General features: G+C 39.2%; 19 protein-coding genes. 11 read left to right on the forward strand and 8 right to left on the reverse strand.

The annotated features are described in order from the left end of the window. The first annotated feature begins 204 nt into the window (after positions 1-204). Entirely contained in the window at positions 205-1407 is a 1203-nt protein-coding gene (locus ACKTT2_RS30615) for a glycosyltransferase family 4 protein (protein WP_407893813.1), read from the forward strand. A gap of 58 nt (positions 1408-1465) precedes the next feature. Here the strand turns inward: ACKTT2_RS30615 and ACKTT2_RS30620 are convergent, their stop codons facing one another. From ACKTT2_RS30620 to ispE, 3 genes are all read right to left on the reverse strand, one after another. Then, positions 1466-2230: a pentapeptide repeat-containing protein gene (locus tag ACKTT2_RS30620; protein WP_407893815.1), complete on the reverse strand. Its 765-nt coding sequence runs from the start codon at positions 2228-2230 to the stop codon at positions 1466-1468. A gap of 163 nt (positions 2231-2393) precedes the next feature. After that, complete coding sequence (locus ACKTT2_RS30625; RefSeq protein ID WP_407893817.1) at positions 2394-2714, reverse strand: DUF3082 domain-containing protein; 321 nt, start codon at positions 2712-2714, stop codon at positions 2394-2396. A 66-nt stretch (positions 2715-2780) separates the two neighbouring features. Then, entirely contained in the window at positions 2781-3731 is a 951-nt protein-coding gene (ispE, locus tag ACKTT2_RS30630; RefSeq protein WP_407893820.1) for a 4-(cytidine 5'-diphospho)-2-C-methyl-D-erythritol kinase, read from the reverse strand. A gap of 242 nt (positions 3732-3973) precedes the next feature. Between ispE and ACKTT2_RS30635 the strand changes: the two genes are divergently transcribed. The 3 genes from ACKTT2_RS30635 (at position 3974) to ACKTT2_RS30645 (ending at position 6005) form a co-directional block, all read left to right on the forward strand. Beyond that, on the forward strand, positions 3974-4201 hold the full coding sequence (locus tag ACKTT2_RS30635) for a hypothetical protein (protein ID WP_407893822.1): 228 nt from the start codon (positions 3974-3976) through the stop codon (positions 4199-4201). 129 nt (positions 4202-4330) lie between these two features. Beyond that, positions 4331-5380, forward strand: coding sequence for a serine hydrolase (locus ACKTT2_RS30640; protein WP_407893824.1), 1050 nt, complete (start codon positions 4331-4333; stop codon positions 5378-5380). Between the two features lie 247 nt (positions 5381-5627). Next, entirely contained in the window at positions 5628-6005 is a 378-nt protein-coding gene (locus ACKTT2_RS30645) for an endonuclease domain-containing protein (protein WP_407893826.1), read from the forward strand. 396 nt (positions 6006-6401) lie between these two features. On the opposite strand, the gene rsmA is transcribed toward ACKTT2_RS30645, so the two are convergent. Continuing rightward, on the reverse strand, positions 6402-7238 hold the full coding sequence (gene rsmA, locus ACKTT2_RS30650; protein ID WP_407893828.1) for a 16S rRNA (adenine(1518)-N(6)/adenine(1519)-N(6))-dimethyltransferase RsmA: 837 nt from the start codon (positions 7236-7238) through the stop codon (positions 6402-6404). An 89-nt stretch (positions 7239-7327) separates the two neighbouring features. Further along, entirely contained in the window at positions 7328-7987 is a 660-nt protein-coding gene (locus ACKTT2_RS30655; protein ID WP_407893830.1) for a bifunctional 4-hydroxy-2-oxoglutarate aldolase/2-dehydro-3-deoxy-phosphogluconate aldolase, read from the reverse strand. A 299-nt stretch (positions 7988-8286) separates the two neighbouring features. Between ACKTT2_RS30655 and ACKTT2_RS30660 the strand changes: the two genes are divergently transcribed. From ACKTT2_RS30660 to ACKTT2_RS30670, 3 genes are all read left to right on the forward strand, one after another. Beyond that, a complete protein-coding gene (locus ACKTT2_RS30660; protein ID WP_407893832.1) occupies positions 8287-9129 on the forward strand; it encodes a DUF2382 domain-containing protein in 843 nt (280 codons plus the stop codon). Positions 9130-9313: 184 nt separating this feature from the next. After that, the gene (locus tag ACKTT2_RS30665) at positions 9314-10276 is read left to right on the forward strand and encodes a DUF2382 domain-containing protein (protein WP_407893834.1); all 963 of its coding nucleotides are present in this window, start codon (positions 9314-9316) and stop codon (positions 10274-10276) included. A 128-nt stretch (positions 10277-10404) separates the two neighbouring features. Then, positions 10405-11274 carry a DUF2382 domain-containing protein gene (locus ACKTT2_RS30670; protein ID WP_407893837.1) on the forward strand — a complete coding sequence of 290 codons (870 nt, stop codon included), beginning with the start codon at positions 10405-10407 and terminating at the stop codon, positions 11272-11274. 184 nt (positions 11275-11458) lie between these two features. On the opposite strand, the gene ACKTT2_RS30675 is transcribed toward ACKTT2_RS30670, so the two are convergent. Then, positions 11459-13369: an ATP-binding protein gene (locus ACKTT2_RS30675; RefSeq protein ID WP_407893839.1), complete on the reverse strand. Its 1911-nt coding sequence runs from the start codon at positions 13367-13369 to the stop codon at positions 11459-11461. Between the two features lie 407 nt (positions 13370-13776). On the opposite strand from ACKTT2_RS30675, the gene ACKTT2_RS30680 reads away from it, so the two are divergent. From ACKTT2_RS30680 to ACKTT2_RS30695, 4 genes are all read left to right on the forward strand, one after another. Next, positions 13777-13989 carry a hypothetical protein gene (locus tag ACKTT2_RS30680; protein ID WP_407893841.1) on the forward strand — a complete coding sequence of 71 codons (213 nt, stop codon included), beginning with the start codon at positions 13777-13779 and terminating at the stop codon, positions 13987-13989. Positions 13990-14236: 247 nt separating this feature from the next. Next, positions 14237-14506 (forward strand): hypothetical protein, encoded by a 270-nt coding sequence (locus ACKTT2_RS30685; RefSeq protein ID WP_407893843.1) that lies wholly within the window; start codon positions 14237-14239, stop codon positions 14504-14506. A gap of 132 nt (positions 14507-14638) precedes the next feature. Further along, complete coding sequence (locus tag ACKTT2_RS30690) at positions 14639-15493, forward strand: cyanophycinase (protein WP_407893845.1); 855 nt, start codon at positions 14639-14641, stop codon at positions 15491-15493. Between the two features lie 203 nt (positions 15494-15696). Next, complete coding sequence (locus tag ACKTT2_RS30695) at positions 15697-17364, forward strand: alpha-amylase family glycosyl hydrolase (RefSeq protein WP_407893848.1); 1668 nt, start codon at positions 15697-15699, stop codon at positions 17362-17364. 18 nt (positions 17365-17382) lie between these two features. Here the strand turns inward: ACKTT2_RS30695 and ACKTT2_RS30700 are convergent, their stop codons facing one another. Beyond that, entirely contained in the window at positions 17383-17658 is a 276-nt protein-coding gene (locus ACKTT2_RS30700; RefSeq protein ID WP_407893850.1) for a Mo-dependent nitrogenase C-terminal domain-containing protein, read from the reverse strand. Positions 17659-17714: 56 nt separating this feature from the next. After that, positions 17715-18164, reverse strand: coding sequence for a hypothetical protein (locus tag ACKTT2_RS30705; RefSeq protein WP_407893852.1), 450 nt, complete (start codon positions 18162-18164; stop codon positions 17715-17717). Between the last annotated feature and the right edge of the window lie 136 nt (positions 18165-18300).

The raw sequence follows: 18300 nt of genomic DNA on the forward strand, positions 1-18300 counted from the left end.
TAATTGAAGCGTAAAATATAAATTCTTGTAGAGTGGGTAATGCCCACCGTTCGATGTTGGTGGGCATTACCCACCCTACGCTATATATAAATAATCTTCTAGTGGGAAGGGAGTCATTGGAAAAATTGGACAAAATTAATTTCAACGGTGTTTTTGCTTTGCCCTATGCCCCATACTAAATAATCCAAAATAGATAGCCTTTTTATGCACCTTATTGTTTTAGAGCAAACTCCTTCTTCTCGTCTCGGCGGACAACAAATTGCCTTGTTTGACATTTGCTGTGGTTTGGCTGAGAAAGGACACAAAATTTCTCTGCTGTATACCCAAGAAGGTAATTTACTAGAGCAATATCAACAGTTTTGCGATCGCGTCTTTAAGGTTAAAAGATATTTAATTAATCGACCACAATATGTTTTTGATTTTTTAATCGATCTTTGGAAAGTTGGTAAAAATATTCCATTCGATTGCAAGACTCTCGTTCTCAGCAATCAGTTTCATGATACTCCTTTTGGTTCTGCTTTAGCTTCGTATAAAAATGTTCCTTTAGTTTGTTATCTCCATCTCCCACCACCAAGGAAAAAGTTGGCGACATGGCAGTGGAATATGGGATTAAGAGGTTTAAAAAAATTCCTTGCATTTTCAAATCTTGGCTCTCAATGGAGCATTGGATTAAAAGGGGTTAAACATTTTATTACAGTCTCAAATCATACAAAATCGGATTGGGTTAATAGCGACTATCCAGAAAATATAATTGATATCGTATACAATGGAGTCGATTTAGAAGTTTATAAACCTACTAATGATTTTGTAAAAACGAGAAAGGAATGGAACATCTCTGAAGATATTGAAGTCATTTCTTTTGTTGGAAGATTAGATCGGGCGAAAGGAGTGGAAACTATTATCAAAGCCTTTGCTTTATTACAAAAGAATTTTCCTAATACCAGACTCTTAATTGCGGGGAACTCTGTCAATGACAAGGAAGACTATAAAAAATTATTGGAACAATTAGTCGTCGATTTAAAAGTCGAGCAATCCGTCAAATTTCTAGGTCATGTTAATAACACAACTAGTCTATATCAAGTTAGTGATGTAACAGTTTTAGCGAGTCAATGGTCTGAACCCTTTGGCAGAGCGATTATAGAGTCTATGGCTTGCAGTACGCCTGTGGTAGGAAGCAGAATTGGAGGAATTCCCGAAATTTTAACAGGAGAGTTTCAAAATTTCCTTTTTGAGGCAACAAATGAAAGAGATTTGGCAGAAACTTTGAGTCGAGTTATAAATTGGAGAGAGAAAGATGCTCAATTAGGTGAAAGATGTCGCCATCATATTTCTTCAAAATTGAGTTTTGAAAAAATGATAGATGGTATTGAAAAAGTATTAGAAACTGTTATAATTCAGCACAATTAAAGTTAACTTATGAAGCTCTTTAGGACAAGAAGTTATGCAACGGCAGGAGTGTGGAGATTCAATTGACCTCAATGGGTAAGATGAATTCAAGACCCGTTGGATGTAAACAAGTTCCATTTAAGTTAGCTTTACTAAAGTTGACTCTTCTGTCATTCAGATAACTTAGGTCATATATTCCTAATTTTTCAAAATCAGGTGCGCCAAACAACTTTGCATGGCTGAGGTTTGCGTGCGTAAGATTGGTATTGGTGAAATCGGCTCCTCTTAAATCAGCATAGCTAAGGTCGGCTCCAAAAAGATTGGCTCCCTTCAGATCGGCTGCACAAAGATCTGCCCCAGAAAGATTTGCTCCATAAAGGTTAGCATCGTTAAGCTCGGCAAATCGCAAACTTGCGTGATGGAGATTTGCATGACTGAGATTAACTCCACTTAAACTTGCTCGAAATAAAAGACCGTGAAAAATGACGCATACCCCAAGATCTGCTCTTGCAAGGTTTGCTCCACTCAAATTAGCTCCATTAAACTCTACTGATGCTAAAAACAACCCATCACTAAGGTTTGCGTGACTTAAATTCGCTCCACTTAAATCTACAATACTAAAATCAACACCGCTTAAGTCTGCATGGTTAAAATTCGCGTTTCGTAGTTCGGCTTCGTAAATTTTAACTCCTTTGAGATTTGCATAACTGAAGTTTATACCATCTAAAATAGTCGAAAGTTCTATATTACATAGGTCTGGTTTAATTTCAGGATTTTTGTCCCTCCATTCATTCCAAGTTTGGACACCAGACGAAATTAAAGCTAACAATTCACAACTTAGCATTACAAGTTTACGTTAAGCTTCTTTACAAAGAAAATATGAAGAATTCACTCCTTTTTGGTAGAATGCAAAAAAATCCTATTAACAATGAATTAGCTTCAAGTCTTTTTGCTGTCATTTCAGTGTCAGAAGATGTTTTAAAAGTAGTAGCTGAGGTATCCAAAATTTAATTTTGTTTTCCCCTCTGCTTCTGCACAACTAGTTGCACTGCTAATGCCAACAGCCCTATTGTTACTATGCCAAATACTCCAGTACCTAAAGCAGTGACACCTATAACCAAAGTACGCACTGCAGAAGCAATACTTGCTGCTAATTGACTATTTGATACAATGGGTTTCTTGGCATAGGTTGTTACTATGCCAACCATTAAAGAATACAATCCATAGGTTAATGCCCCTGAAATCAAGGCTCCTATTATGCATCGTAAAGGACTTGTCGTGACTTGCGGTTGAGAATCAGTTGATTGCGAAATATTTTGGTCTGCCATAATTTATACTGTAACTAATTTGGATTTAGAAAGCCATATCTATACTTTGTTCTATTTAACTATCTATTAACGATTAACCGTGAATTGTACTCCATGAGTAATGGTTTGAGTAACGAATAATTCTAAATCTTTGTCGGGAATGGTTTCTCGAATACGAGTTTTAACTTGTTCCGCTTGTTGTTGAGATTCACAAACCCCAAACACGCTCGGACCCGAACCAGACATCATTGTTCCTAAAACACCAGCAGATGCAAATGTCTCCCTTAGTTGCAAGACTTGCGGATATTCTGGTAATACGACACGTTCTAAATCGTTATGCAGCTTTTCGGCAATTTCTTTTCTATCTCCATTAACTATAGCTTTAACTATCGAACCAGAATGAACTGCTGCTGCACGAGCTGCTAAGCTTTCCGTATCTCTTAGATACGTATCTCCAAATTGCTGTCGATAGGTTTTGTATGCCCAAGCAGTGGAAACTTCTAGGCTGCGATATTTACCTAATACTATATATATATTGTTTAAAGGATTAAGCGGTGAAAGTTGTTCGCCTCTTCCTGTTGCGATCGCTGTCCCACCTCCGACACAAAATGGTATATCTGAACCTAGTAAAGATCCTAGCTGCTCTAATTCTGTGCGAGTCAGACCTAAATCCCACAGCAAATCGATTCCTACCAATACAGCTGCTGCATTCGCCGAACCTCCTGCTAACCCTGCAGCTATAGGGATACGCTTGTTAATACTAATGTCCACGCCACCATATTTTGCGTATGCTTCGGGAAATTTTTCCGTCATTAATTCTGCAGCGCGGTATGCTAAATTACCTCTGTCTGTAGGTAATTCTGGTTGGTTGCAGCGAAGGCGGATGGTATCAATACTACCTGCTTCCAAATGAATCTCATCTGCTAGATCGATACTTTGAAGTATCATCACTAACTCGTGATACCCATCGGCGCGATCGCCAATAATTTCCAGATACAAGTTGATTTTGGCAGGGGCTGTTAAGGTATAACTACGCATACGTAAAGTTTATTGGCTATAAGTTATGAATCGATCTTCTACATCGGTTAATAACAACCTCATTATGTCAGGCTTTTACGTTTTCAGACTAAATGCAAATCATTCTTGACACTACACAGTCTTTAGTTTTATTATTACAACTACCTTAAGGTTGAAAATGTTTAATCTTTCTGTTGGTAGTAGCGACTACATCTCAAATTTACAAAATAAAAGTATTAGTAATTTGCTATCTTGGAAGATTCATGACTCCTTACCTTTTTAAACTCCTAAAAGAAAACGAGAATATTTATCAAGGAGAGTTACTTAAGTATGGTGTGGAACAGAAACTAGCAGCCTCAGCAGCTAAGATTCTAGCGTCGGAAAAACCAAATGAACTCCTTAGTTCGGAAGAGTTGCGAGTGATTACAGAAGCTTGCGAACACTGGTCAACACAGTATATATACTGTAATGGTGGCATAGGGAAAAATTGACTAGGATTGCTCAAGTGTGAAGGTTTCACGAAAAAGCTATCGCGATCTTGACAATTGCACTTGTTTTTGTTTATGAATAAGAGGCAAAAATTTAAGTAGCGATCGCAACTAAAGCCTCCTAGCACACTAATGAAACTACACTGGTTCGTATTAAGCGTTACATCTCTTGTATTGTTATCATCTCCAGCAAAAGCAAGTTTATTACAATCTACGTATAACAACCAATCAAGAGCGATCGCCCAGAGTAAATCATCACAAAGTATTGCGGATAAAGAATTAACTAATTTACCGGAAATAGAATTTATTGCTCCAAAAGCTGAAAGTGATTTTGTAAATCCAAGCGATCGTGCTTCATTTGCCGAAATTGTTCCTTTAGGCAAAGAAATGTTACCACTTAATTCTCAAATTCGAGCTTTAATGGGTCGCTATAGTTTTCTTCTCCCTGGAATATTTTTCTTAGATTTACAAACGGGCGATTATTTGAATATTAATGGCGACAAAGCGTTTCCTGCAGCTAGCACCATTAAATTCCCAATTTTGATAGCGTTATTTCAGGAAATAGAAGCAGGTAGAGTGAGCTTTGACGAATCTCTAGTCATGCGACGAGACTTAGTTGCAGGTGGTTCTGGAGATATGCAAGATAAATCTGTTGGTAGTCGATTTACCGTCTTGCAAACAGCGACAAAGATGATGACTATCAGTGATAACACTGCCACAAATATGATTATTGACCGTTTAGGTGGTCAGGCTGTACTAAACCAGCGTTTTCACAATTGGGGATTGCAAAATACGACAATTCGCAATTTTTTAGCAGATGTTAACGGAACCAACACCACTAGTGCAAAAGACTTAGTGAAATTGTCCGCACTAGTCACCAACAATCAATTAATCAATAACACCAGTCGCGCTCAGGTTTTGGAGATGATGCGTCATTGCCACAACCAAAGTATGCTTCCATCTGGTTTAGGTGCGGGTGCTACTATTGCCCACAAAACTGGAACTCTAAGATTTGTACTTGGAGATGCAGGAATTATTCAGACACCAAGCGGAAAAATATACTTGGCAGGTATTTTAGTCAAAAGACCTAATCATGACTCCAGAGCAACAGAGTTCATTCGTCAGGTTTCCCGATTTGTGTATGACTACGAAAACCATTCACAAGTAACAAGTTTGCCATAAAAATACGTAACAAGTTTGCCATAAAAATACGTAATTCCAATTCCCTCTTTTTAAGACTTTGAAAATTTCCCCCCTTTTTAAGGGGGGTTAGGGGGGATCGAAACCACAAGAAAGCACTTGAGAGACTCGTGTGTACACATAGCCCCCCTTTTTAAGGGAGGTTGGGGGGATCGAAAGCACAAGAAAGCACTTGAGAGACTCGTGTGTACACATAGCCCCCCTTTTTAAGGGGGGTTGGGGGGATCGAATGACTTACAACATCAGTACAACAGATTTTCACTTGCCCTACAACCCACAACTTATAGTCAGGGCTAAGGAACTTCGCAAAAATCCCACTCCTGCCGAAAAAAAGCTTTGGCAAGGATATCTGAAAACATTTCCATTTCGCGTATTGCGTCAGCGTCCGATAAATCGCTTTATAGTTGATTTTCACTGTGCTGCTCTGAAACTAGTAATTGAGGTGGATGGAGAAAGCCATTTTACAGAAGATGGTAGATTGTACGACTTGGAAAGGATACAGACTTTAGCAGAATATGAGTTGAAGGTGATTCGGTTTACGAATGAGCAGGTATTAATGGAATTTGATGGTGTGTGTCAGCAAATTGAGGAAGAAATCCCCTTTTAAAAAGGCTACGGTGCACTCACAAGGTCTCTGAAAGTGAGTTCTTGCGGTTTCGATCCCCCCTAACCCCTCTTAAAAAGCTACGGTGTACACACAAGTCTCTGAAAGTGCATTCTTACGATTTCGATCCCCCCTAACCCCCCTTAAAAAGGGGGGAATTGAAATCAAACTCTCCTGTTTTCAGGATGTTTCATATCTTTTTTAGAGATGTGTGTACACCGTAGCCTTAAAAAGGGGGGAAATTCTTAAAGTCCCCCTTGGGAAGGGGGATTTAGGGGGATCTCTAAAGATGTGTGTACACCGGCCTTAAAAAGAAGGGTTTTGTGTTGTTTTCGTGTGCGATATGTGGTTATCGATCCCCCCAACCCCCCTTAAAAAGGGGGGCTTTATGTTGTTTTCTTAATTCCCCGAATTGAGATTTATTTTATTTGCTAATATAACCCATTGTTCGACGCTCAGTTCTTCTGCTCGAACTTGGGTATTGACATTTAATTCTTCTAGTAAGTTGGTTAATGCATCGCGTTCCACAACAGATTGCAAATTATTTCGCAACATTTTTCGCTTTGCTCCAAAACCCAACTTTACTAGCATTTCTAACTGTCGTGCATCCAAGGCTTGTGGTTCAAATCTACGAGGAATCAAACGCACGACAGCTGAATCTACTTTCGGTGGTGGGTAAAATGCCCCAGATGGAACTGTACAAATGAACTGACACTCTGCTAAATACTGGACTCTGACAGTTAATGCTCCAAAAGCTTTTGAGCCTGCTTTTGCTGTCAGTCTTTCTGCAACTTCTTTTTGTACCAATAGCACAATTAAATCATAGGGTTGAGGATTTGGATTGGATATTGTACCTAGCAATTTCTCAATAATGAGACCTGTAATGTTGTAGGGAATGTTGGCAACAACTTTGTTTTGGTTTTGAAATGCCGGAGATGATTGAAGTAGGGGTCGTAAATCTAGTTCGAGAAAGTCCCCTTGTAGGAGTAGGAAATTTTCTTTGTTTCCAAGCTCCTTAACCAAGCGCTTGCACAAGTCACGATCGATTTCAACCGCTAACAAAGATTGTACTTCTGGTAAGAGGCGGCGGGTGAGAATACCTGTTCCCGGTCCAATTTCCAAAACGCGATCGCTATTTTGGAGTTGTGCAGCTCGAACGATTTCGTTGAGGGCTTTATCACTTTTTAGCCAATGCTGGGCAAAGGATTTACGCGGTGCTATCTTTTGAGAATTCATGATTTTGGGGATTGGGGATTGGCGATTGGCGATTGGGGAACTCGGGGCCCCCTCCTTGTTGAGGGGCAATGAGGAATGGGGATTGTTTCTTACCCATTCCCCATTCCCCAGTCCCCATTCCCTATTCTCTGCATTAAATTTTTTGCCTGTTGAGCAATCGCCTGCCAATTTCTTGCCTCTACGAACTTTTTGGGAAATAATTGACTGCTTAAACCAACGGCGATCGCTCCTGCTTCTAAAAAGTCCATAGTATTTTCTAGAGTAATGCCACCTGTTGGAATCAGGGGAATATGACCCAAAGGACCTCGCAAACTTTTTATATATTGAACGCCTCCGAGTGCTTCTACGGGAAATACTTTGACACAACTTGCACCACTCGCCCAAGCGGTGACTATTTCTGTAGGAGAAAGCGCTCCCGGTACGATTGGGACATCAATAGCAACAGCTGCTTGAATCATAGCTAAGTCCACATGAGGAGTAAACAGAAATTGCGCTCCTGCTGCAATAGCCTCTTGCATCTGCTTAAAATTCAATAATGTACCAGTGCCAATAATGCAATTAGGTAATTCTACTCGCAATTTACCAATGAGATCGGCAGCACGATGACTATTCCAAGTGATTTCAATTAACTTAACTCCCTCAGATGATACTGCCAAAGCCATTTGGTAACCCAACGATATTTCTGGAGCGCGGATGACTGCGATCGCTTTATGTTCTTTTAGTTGGGATAGCCAAAGTTGATTAGACATTTTTTGCTAATTTTAGATTAATGTTAACTACAATTAGTATTACTTATGTTATAAAAATTAATATTTTTTCTTTCTATAGACTGATGTGTTCTTGCTTGTTAGAAAGCTAGCATAACACTTTTTTCTTGGCTTGAAAACAAATATTGAGAACTAAAAAATATTTAACGCTAGCTTCTGAGAAATTCATAACCTTTGACTAATAAATAATCCATTAAATTAAGTCGTCAGCAAGAGGGAATTTTTTCTCTCCGATTCTACTCTAATATTTAGACGTTCTTAGTAGTGCAATCAAAACTATTATGCCTCTTTACAAAATTGCAAACTTCGATCCAAATTACAGAGAAACTTTTGGTGGCGATGATGTTAAAGCTCTAGATCTCTATACCAAAGGTGGGACAAAAGTTGGTTCTGTTGATGATGTGTTGGTAGATCCTGAAGGTCGTTTTCGTTATCTCGTCATCGATAGCACATACAATTCCTCTAGTAAAAAGATTTTATTACCAATTGGTCTTGCTCATATTGACTACAATGCTAAACGAGTTGTTGTAGACGGACTGAGCAAAGAGCAAGTACAAAGTTTACCTGAATATAGAGAAGATTTGACGGTTGATTACGATTACGAAGAACAGGTACGTAAGGCTTATCGTCCTCTATCTAGTAGTACAACCCACCATCGCGATACATACAATTACCAACAAGACTCTACTTTGTACAACCTGAACAACCAAAATCAAGAAACATTCAGATTGTATGAAGAACGATTAATTGCTAACAAAAACCGCATTAAAACCGGAGAAGTTGCAGTTGGCAAACATATTGAAACTGAAACAGCAAGAGTCTCAGTACCAATTGAAAAAGAGCGTGTTGTGATTGAGCGAGTCAGTCCTACAGATGCAGGAATAGCAGTAAATCCTAGCGATTTACAGTTCCAGGAAGGAGAAGTTGCACGTATAGAAGTATACGAAGAAACACCAGATATTCATAAAGAAGCTTTTGTACGCGAAGAAGTTCGAGTCAGAAAAGTTGTAGACAAAGATACTGTTGAAGCTCAAGAAACCATTCGTCGCGAAGAATTAGATATTCGGACTGAGGGAGATTTGTTAACCAATAATTCCGATATCAATACAAGCGATCGAATTTAAGGGTTAGTTGTTAGTGGATAGTTGTTAGTTGTTAGTTGTTAATAGTAATACACAATATCTACTACTAATAAATAACTACTATCTACTAATTTAAAAAAGAATTCACTCGTAAGAGAGATGGCTCATAAAAACTCTTTTTCTAAGATAATTAACAAGAGACGGAAATAGTTGGAGGGTAACGAATATGCCTCTTTATAAAGTATCTGATTTCGATCCAGACTACAAAGACACATTTGGCGGCGACGATATCAAAGGAATGGGGGTTTACGAAGAAGGAAGCGACCAAAAGATTGGTACAGTTAGCGATGTTTTAGTTGATGATGAAGGTCGTTTTCGCTATTTTGTAGTTGACTTAGGTTTTTGGATTTTTGGTAAGAAAGTATTACTTCCTATTGGTCGCGCTCGCATTGATTACAATACAACTCGCGTATATGCAGTTGGGATGACTAGAGAGCAAGCTGATAATTTACCAGAGTTCAACGAACGCGACACTGTTGATTATGATTATGAAGAGCGCGTTCGGAACGTTTATCGAAATCCTGTAGGTACTAACAGAGCTGTAGAAGCATCTGCTCCTCTGGAAACATCTACTCCTTTAGAAGCATCTGCTCCTCTAGACGCTAATTATGCGGCTGCATCCGCTGCAAATCAAGCTGCATCTACAATTAATCAGCCTGTAACTACACCTAGCATCCCCAAATACGATCGCGATACATACCGTTATGACTCTGAGCCATCTTTGTTTGGGATAAATGACCGCGATCATCAAACTCTGAGACTGTACGAAGAGCGATTAGTTGCAAATAAGAAACGCATCAAGGCTGGTGAAGTTACAATTGGAAAGCATATTGAAACTGAAACAGCAAGAGTTGCAGTTCCAATTGAGAAAGAGAGAGTTGTTGTTGAGCGAGTTACGCCAACAGATGCAGGTAGACCAGTTGCTCCTGGCGAAGCTAATTTCCGCGAAGGCGAAGTTGCTCGTCTGGAAATCTATGAAGAAACTCCTGACATTCGCAAAGAAGCTGTTGTACGCGAAGAAGTTCGAGTTAAAAAAGTTGTAGACAAGGACACTGTGGAACAACAAGAAACGGTTCGTCGTGAAGAATTAGATGTTAATGCTCCTGGTCTTCCAATTGATGAGCGTTAATTGTCTCTATTTTTCCTTCTAGTCTCTCCACTAGAAGAGTTAGATCCCTGATTTCTTTAAAGAAGTCGGGGATCTTAAAGGGTCTTAAAGCTTGTTCAAGTAATCAATTCTTAATAAAGTTAATAAGAATGACGAATGATACAATGTCTAGTATAGGTAATAAAGATACTAGCAAAATTGCCAGAATTAGTACTTTGCTTGAAAGCTTGCGCCAAAAAGTGCGTAACTTTACTATTATAGATAGGCAAAATCAGATAATAGGTGAAGTAAAAGATTTAATTATTGATGCTAAACGTCAAATTAGCTTTGTAGTTAGTGCAAAATTGAACGAGACTCATCAATCATTTTTGTTAAGTAGTAAGTTAGTAGAAAAAATTGACTCCCAAAGTAAGTGTATTTTTTTAAAAGTAGAAAAAATAGAAATAAAATTATTAGAAAATCCTTTAGACAAATATAGCAAAGTTAGTACAATGGAAGAAAATTCAAAAATTTTAGAAGAAAATACACAAGGTACTCCACCAATTTCAGACAGAATAGTTGATGTAAATGATGGTGATATAACTTCTGTAGACGAGATAATTCGTTTATTAGGAGAACGAGTTATAGTAGATCGCAACAAAAGAAAGGTTGGTGAAGTAATCGTTCGCAAGCAAGTAGAAACCCGGATGGTACAAGTCCCTGTTCGGAGCGAAAAATTGATTGTGGAACAAGTTAGTCCAGAACGCAAACAGCTTGCAGAAATAGATTTGAGTCAAGGAGAAATATCGGCTGAATTTCAGTCTATCGAGCTGGAGGATTCTTCTCCAACTGAGAGCATTAATAGTAGTTTAACAGTCAGTGGTGACTTTAGTTCTCCTAAAATAGCGAGTTTACTTTTAAATGCGATCGCTCTCGAACGAAATCACGGCTGTAAAGCAGTCAGAGTTACAATCGTTGTTGAAGATGAAGAACGTCAGCAAACTTATCAAGAGTGGTTTACTCGTACATCAAAAAGTTAACAAGACTATCTGATTTGTAAACTTGTGGGACGGGCGAGGACGCCCGTCTTATAGGGGTGGCTGGCGAAACGCCCCGCAGTCGCCTCAACGGGGGGAACCCCCCGCAACGCACTGCTCTCCGCACGGCGCTGCTCTTCGCACCACAAGAGTAAGTTGAATATTTTTTATTTGGAAGTCTCTAAAATTACAAAACAGTGCCAATCTCCTTCAAATAAACCCGCGTGAAAGGTTCATCTTCTCCCAAAGAATATTCTTCAATCAATCCCTTGCGTCTGATAGAAATACTATCTCCTTTTCTAATGACAACAGTGGAGTCGTCAAAAACATCACGTACTAGCATCATCTCAGTCTCTGTAGGATTGTTAAGGACGACCATATTACTACCGTAATAAAACATACCTTCCCTATCCAAAACGTCTCCTTCATACTCAGCAATTAATAGATCTAGTTTAGGATTGCGAAGCAATGTTAGGAGGTTTGTGTTGTAATCTTTATTGAGAATTTTTTCCGAACGATTGACAAAAACTCCCTCACGACAAACAGCACCGACTGTCCAATCAGGATGTTGTAAAAGAATATGGTCTATTGTTTCTTGAAGGTCATGTAAGGAGATTTTGTTGAAGGTGATTATGGGTATTCTGGCATCTGCTCCTGACTTATAAAAAGTCTCTAAGATATGTGAAGGAACATCAACGCTTTCTCCTGTAGCAGGGTTAAGATGCATCAAAATACCAGGTGCAGCATTGATTTCTAGAATAGCAAAATCGCCTGACTTCCAAGATTCGTTAAGATTTCGGGAGATGACATCAATTCCCAAGCAAGTGAGTCGGAAGTGTTGAGCAATATCTTGCGCCAAAATGATATTATCAGGGTGAATGGCACGGGTTGCATCAATGCTAACTCCTCCTGATGAGAGGTTAGCAACTTTGCGGAGATAAACTTTACGGTCTTTCTCAAGGACGCTACTGAGTGACAATCGCTGCTGTTCTAGATACTGTTCCATTGCCTCATCGCACTGAATTTTAGTCATGGCTGAGGTTGGAGTGTCCCATCGTCCTGGTTTTCGGTTTTCTTCTCGGATTAATTCATCAATAGTTGACTTTCCATCACCAACAACCCAAGCCGGACGTCGTTCCGTAGCAGCAACAAATCTACCATTGACACATAACAACCGAAAATCTGAACCTACAATGCTTTTCTCAACGATGATACGTGTCGATTCGTTTTCTGGAATTGCCTCAACTGCACGCTCGAAAGCAGATTCTATTTCGTATTCGTCTCGGACTTCTGCTGTGACTCCAATTCCTTTATGACCAACAACTGGCTTCACTGCTACCGGGTAACCAACCTCTTTTGCAACTGCGATCGCTTCCCTTTGTGTGACAACAATATCTCCTTTGGGAACTGGGAACCCTAAAGTTCTTAAAAAAGCTTTACAGTCATCTTTCCGGGTCGTGAAGTCAGAATCTACGTGGCTGTCACAATCAAATGTTGTGGCTACACCCCGAACCTGTTTCTTGCCATACCCATACTGAGTAAGTCCTTCATCCCATAAGTAGAAAGCAGGAATACCTTTATTAAAAGCCGTTCGTAGTAAAGCGTAAACTGTTGGACCGCCGTAGACTGATAATCGAAACCTTTTTTGAAGGCTGGAAATTTGTTCGTCAAAGGTAATCTCTTTGTCTCGAGTTATGGCTTCAAACCAATCCCAGACAAAGTAAACGATAGCTCGTGTTGTTCGTTCGTGCAATGACTGCAAGCTAATCCTCGTAAAATTTGGATAGGATTTTATACCCCATTTATCGAGGTGTAAGTCCATTTGCAGTTTTCCAACTTCTGATAAAGTACGGGCAAACAGATGGGCATAGGAATCGTATGTTTGGTTACCCAAATTTGGGTAGCGATCGCTAATGACTGTAACATAATCCTCTATAGGTAGAGGTTGTATAAATTCAGTCAAAGTAAAATCAAATACTAATGCCCCTGTTTCTAAATAAGGATTAGACCCAACAAAATGCTTGAAGTTGAAAATATCGAACGCATCAGTCTTTCTTGCATTAACGCGGATTGGGTCTGCTACTCTGTCTTGAACCATTGACTCTAGACCTTTGGCTAAACACCTGAACCTGGAGGTATATACGCTTTCTCCAGACTGAGTTACTATCTATGTACTATCGAATACTAGTTGTGAAGCGATGGCAACAGCCTCACCGCACTGTAAACGTTACACTTGACTTTAGCATCAAATACTACGCTTATGCCCTCCTATTGTAACTCCGATATAATAATTTTTGGTTATCCTAAAGGCATAGTCATTGATAAGAAAAACAGGGAACGGGGAATGCTTGACAGGAATTGAGTTATAATTTAGTACTTGAATGTCTTCTTTATCTTTCATTAGACCGAGCCACAACATACAACTTTTGAAGGTAGCCATAACACCTTTGTATTTTTATACTTAGTTAAGTCACTGTCAGTAAAATTCTAGGAGACGACAGAGTTATGATTAATACAGAAGTTGTTCTTAGAAATGAAGTTCAACACCTCGCAGAGGAAGCTTTTCATCATAAACTGATTTCTGGATATGGCGATGGTCCGCAAAATAACGAGTACCAAATCGTTTATCAGGGAAAGCCCAAACACTTTTCTTTAGAAGAGGCTCGCACTTTTCTTTGTGAATTACTTTTTGACAATCAGGTTCTTAATACCAAATGATATTTCTGTGAATTTGAGTGAATGCGATTGCATGGCGAGCGCTCTATGCTGATGATAAGATAAAAACATTTCATAATATCTTTTTTCCGTATAGCTATAACGCATAATTTAGTCTTCGCTCGTACAGATCTCCAACTTCTTAAAGAAGTTGGGGATCTAAGTTTTTCCGAATGATTTAGGATTGCTATATAGCAATTCCCACTTTTGTAAGATACTTTAAGAAAAAATTAACCGCAGCCTGTAGCAGATGGATGCTGATAAAGAAGAGAGATGTTCCTTTTATGTACGTGTCCCGGCAAAAGTTTTAGGATGCCTGCGTAGTGGTGAAATTACTGTTTTTCTTTTTCCTGGGCATGGTTTAGTATTAACACAACCGATTCAGACTTATCTCATTCCAGAAAATTTGAGAATGCCTAATAGCAAGTTTGATGTGTTGTTCAAATATCCTGGTGTAGAGATAATCCGAATTCTGCACCGCAACGAATTTTGTCTAGAACTTAATGATAGCAAGAAATAAGGTTTAATTTATCTCAAACATTCTCTACTATAGTAGAGATTTATTTTTTGTATTGTAATCTACCAAATGGATGTTTCCTTGTTATTGATAGTTATGTTTTATTAAAACTAATAACTTTTATGAGGTGGCTATATGGTAGCTAATGAAATTAAGCGACAGCTAGTTATTATTGGGGGTGCGGAAGACAAAGAAGGAGATTGTCGAATTCTTCGAGAGTTTGTTCGCCGTGCTGGAGGTACAAAAGCCAGAATTGTTATTATGACAGCAGCAACAGAATTGCCAAGAGAAGTTGGAGAAAATTATATAAGAGTTTTTGAGCGCCTTGGAGCCGAAAATGTTCGTATAGTAGATACTGAAACTCGTAGTGATGCGTCTTCATCTACAGCGTTAGAAGCAGTGAATGAAGCGACTGGTATATTTTTTACTGGAGGAGATCAAGCTCGCATTACGAGTGTTTTGAAAGATACTGACCTAGATAAAGCTATTCACAGTCGTTATTCTGAAGGCTTCGTCATAGGTGGAACAAGTGCAGGTGCTGCGGTCATGCCTGATGTAATGATTGTAGAGGGTGATTCAGAAACAAATCCTCGAATGAATATTGTTGAGATGGGTCCTGGTATGGCTTTTTTACCAGGTGTAGTGATAGATCAGCATTTTTCACAGCGCGGGCGGCTGGGACGCTTAATCGCTGCATTAGCCCAGCAGCCTGCTGTTTTGGGATTTGGAATTGACGAGAACACAGCTATCATAGTGACCAATAATCAAATCGAGGTGGTAGGGGAAGGGTGTATCACAGTTGTTGATGATTCATCAGTGATACATAGCAATGTTGATGACATTTTAAAGGATGAACCTTTGGCAATTTGTGGAGCAAGACTTCATATTCTGCCACACGGCTATAAATTTGATTTAAAAACTCGTAAGCCGATCTTAGATAGTTATACTACGCCAAATGCTCCTACACCAATTGTGACACCTGCTGCTTAGAACAAGGGATTAGGGATTGGGGACTAGCGACTAGGGACAAGGAAGACAAGGGGGACAAGGTAGAACTGTCTCCTTTGTCTACCCAATCCCCATTACCCCTTATCCCCAGAGGGGGCCCCGAGTTCCCCAATCCCCAATCCCCATTGCCCCTTATCCCCAGAGGGGGCCCCGAGTTCCCCAATCCCTAATCCCCAATCCCAAAAATGACAAGTGTAATTGAATTTGAATTGTTTGCACCTCGCAATAATGGCGCTGCTGTTATTGCGTCTTTTTCCGATTGGAAAGAGATACCAATGGACAGGTGTGAGGATGGTTATTTTCGCACGCAAGTAGAACTTGAAGATGGAGTTTATCAGTATAAATTTCGCGTACAAACAAAAAGCCCGCAATTTGAACCAGACCAATGGGTGGATGTTATTGACCCTTATGCAACAGATGTTGATGAAGAAAAAAAAGTTGCTACAGTAAGGATCAAAGATGGACAAAAAATTGTTGATACATATGTTTGGCAGCACGATCGCACGCCCTTACCAAACAATCACGAACTAATTATATATGAAATGCACGTCGCGGACTTCACAGGTGGTGAAGTCGATCCCTACAAACGCGGACGGTATGTAGATGCTATTGAAAAGTTAGATTATCTTAGCGAATTGGGAATAAATGCGATCGAATTAATGCCAGTGAATGAATATCCTGGCGATTACAGTTGGGGATATAAAGTCCGTCATTACTTTGCTACAGAATCTAGCTATGGTTCAACAGAAGATTTAAAGCGCTTTATTGACGAATGCCATGGTAGAGGAATTCGAGTTTTCATGGATGGCATTTACAATCATACCGATGAAGAATGCCCTTTATTGCTAATTGACCGAAATTACTGGTACTACGAACATATGCATTATCCGGAAGATCCTGCTAATTACTGGGGACCGGAGTTTAACTACAACAACTATGACGAACAATTAGACGTTAAGCCCGCTTGGAAGTACGTTGGAGATGTCGTAAAATATTGGGTTCAAGAATATCATATTGATGGAATTCGTTTTGATGCGGTGCGACAATTGGCTAACGATGAGTTTTTGACTTGGCTAGCCGAACAATCTAAAAAGAACACTGCACCAAAACCGTTTTTCAACATCGCAGAACATATTCCCGACACTAGTAAAATCACAACTCCAGAAGGTCCATTGGATTCTTGTTGGCATGAAAGTTTTCGCTATTTTGTTCTACCACATATCAGTGGAGAAATGTTTGAACCTGAAAAGCTGAAGGAAGTTTTAGACCCCAGAAAACAGGGTTATACAGCAACAACAAACGTTATCAATTATTTGGCAACTCACGATCGCGAACACTTATTAAGAGAATTAGGCGATCGTGGTATCTTTGATGAAGATGCATTTAAAAGAGCCAAGTTAGCAGCTGTAGTACTCATGACAGCGATGGGTATTCCCATGCTATGGATGGGTGAAGAGTTTGGGGAACACAAGCGCAAAAGTGAAAACGTTAATCAACCTAAAAAGATAGCATGGCCGTTACTAGAAAGAGACCAAAATCGAGAGTTATTTGATTACTATAAAAAGCTGATCTCCTTACGCAAACAAAATTCTGCTTTGCACAACGACAATATAGAATTTTTCCATGAAAATGTTGAGGCAAAAGTTTTGGCATATGTTCGTTGGAACGAACAGGGAAACCGTGTTGTTGTCGTGACAAATTTCTCAGAGCAAAATTATAATGAGTATTGCGTTCCTAATTTTCCCTGTACTGGCAAATGGCATGAGTGGATAGATGGTTACGATATCGAAGCTAATGACGAGCGCATCACACTCAATCTTGAAGCATATCAAGCAAAACTCTTAGTACAGTGACCAGTGACCAGTGACCAGTTAACAATATACAGTAACATCTTCTCCACATACATCTGCAAGGTAAATTAAAGACTTAAAGCGAAGCATGACTAATTGTTCGTAGAAAGGATTTAGCTTACACAGAGGTGGAATATATAAGATGGTACGATTAAAGAGTGTGAATTTGCGTTCAAATGGACACTGTGCAGGAATAGTTTTGCAAAGCCGTTGAGCAACTTTATAGTCATTAATTTCTATAGAGTCGAGCCATTGGCGTATTGTATGAATAGGATTAAAACTGAAATGATGTAACATAATGGTTAATGGTTAGTTGTTAGTTGTTAGTAGGGTGGGCATTGCCCACCCTACACTTAGTAAGTTAGTTCTTGTTGAGCAGTATCTAAAACCTCTGTCACAAAAACACGGTCTGCATCAGAAATACTTTGCATTAAGATAGAGCGTGAATTCTGATTGATTAACAGTTCGCCTTCAGCTGTAACGCTAAAATCTTGACCCAAAACAAAACCTTGACCAATTAATTTTTGTACGGCGAACATGACAACATACTCTTTTAAAGTAATACAAGCGTCAAGGTAAGGAAAGTTTTGCCAAATCCACTGACAAGTCTCAGGAGCACTTTCTGCTAGTTGAAACAAAGCGGCGTTCATGATATTCTGTGTATATTTAGAACCCATAAGGTTCATCAAAACTTGTTCGCAAGTTTCTACTAGGTCTCTGTCTTTAAATTTTAAGATATTGGCAAACAAATTAACAGCAGCGTTAAATTCTTGATATTCCCTCTCGAAGTCTTGCTCGTACATTTACAATATCCTTCTTCAAAGTTAAGTATTTTTTTTAAACAACTGCAAATGAATAACTAACAAAGTGATTTAGTTAGTAACCACTGGTCACTGGTCACTAGTCACTGGTCACTAGTCACTAGTTGAGGTCACCTGA

This window comes from Scytonema hankhaensis NUACC26, assembly GCF_045865695.1.
Lineage (GTDB): Bacteria > Cyanobacteriota > Cyanobacteriia > Cyanobacteriales > Nostocaceae > Scytonema.

Excerpts from the sequence above, each read along its gene's own strand:
- ACKTT2_RS30615 (WP_407893813.1), top strand. The coding sequence starts at position 205 with ATGCACCTTATTGTTTTAGAGCAAACTCCTTCTTCTCGTCTCGGCGGA.
- ACKTT2_RS30620 (WP_407893815.1), bottom strand. The coding sequence starts at position 2,230 with ATGCTAAGTTGTGAATTGTTAGCTTTAATTTCGTCTGGTGTCCAAACT.
- ACKTT2_RS30625 (WP_407893817.1), bottom strand. The coding sequence starts at position 2,714 with ATGGCAGACCAAAATATTTCGCAATCAACTGATTCTCAACCGCAAGTC.
- ispE (WP_407893820.1), bottom strand. The coding sequence starts at position 3,731 with ATGCGTAGTTATACCTTAACAGCCCCTGCCAAAATCAACTTGTATCTG.
- ACKTT2_RS30635 (WP_407893822.1), top strand. The coding sequence starts at position 3,974 with ATGACTCCTTACCTTTTTAAACTCCTAAAAGAAAACGAGAATATTTAT.
- ACKTT2_RS30640 (WP_407893824.1), top strand. The coding sequence starts at position 4,331 with ATGAAACTACACTGGTTCGTATTAAGCGTTACATCTCTTGTATTGTTA.
- ACKTT2_RS30645 (WP_407893826.1), top strand. The coding sequence starts at position 5,628 with ATGACTTACAACATCAGTACAACAGATTTTCACTTGCCCTACAACCCA.
- rsmA (WP_407893828.1), bottom strand. The coding sequence starts at position 7,238 with ATGAATTCTCAAAAGATAGCACCGCGTAAATCCTTTGCCCAGCATTGG.
- ACKTT2_RS30655 (WP_407893830.1), bottom strand. The coding sequence starts at position 7,987 with ATGTCTAATCAACTTTGGCTATCCCAACTAAAAGAACATAAAGCGATC.
- ACKTT2_RS30660 (WP_407893832.1), top strand. The coding sequence starts at position 8,287 with ATGCCTCTTTACAAAATTGCAAACTTCGATCCAAATTACAGAGAAACT.
- ACKTT2_RS30665 (WP_407893834.1), top strand. The coding sequence starts at position 9,314 with ATGCCTCTTTATAAAGTATCTGATTTCGATCCAGACTACAAAGACACA.
- ACKTT2_RS30670 (WP_407893837.1), top strand. The coding sequence starts at position 10,405 with ATGACGAATGATACAATGTCTAGTATAGGTAATAAAGATACTAGCAAA.
- ACKTT2_RS30675 (WP_407893839.1), bottom strand. The coding sequence starts at position 13,369 with ATGGTTCAAGACAGAGTAGCAGACCCAATCCGCGTTAATGCAAGAAAG.
- ACKTT2_RS30680 (WP_407893841.1), top strand. The coding sequence starts at position 13,777 with ATGATTAATACAGAAGTTGTTCTTAGAAATGAAGTTCAACACCTCGCA.
- ACKTT2_RS30685 (WP_407893843.1), top strand. The coding sequence starts at position 14,237 with ATGGATGCTGATAAAGAAGAGAGATGTTCCTTTTATGTACGTGTCCCG.
- ACKTT2_RS30690 (WP_407893845.1), top strand. The coding sequence starts at position 14,639 with ATGGTAGCTAATGAAATTAAGCGACAGCTAGTTATTATTGGGGGTGCG.
- ACKTT2_RS30695 (WP_407893848.1), top strand. The coding sequence starts at position 15,697 with ATGACAAGTGTAATTGAATTTGAATTGTTTGCACCTCGCAATAATGGC.
- ACKTT2_RS30700 (WP_407893850.1), bottom strand. The coding sequence starts at position 17,658 with ATGTTACATCATTTCAGTTTTAATCCTATTCATACAATACGCCAATGG.
- ACKTT2_RS30705 (WP_407893852.1), bottom strand. The coding sequence starts at position 18,164 with ATGTACGAGCAAGACTTCGAGAGGGAATATCAAGAATTTAACGCTGCT.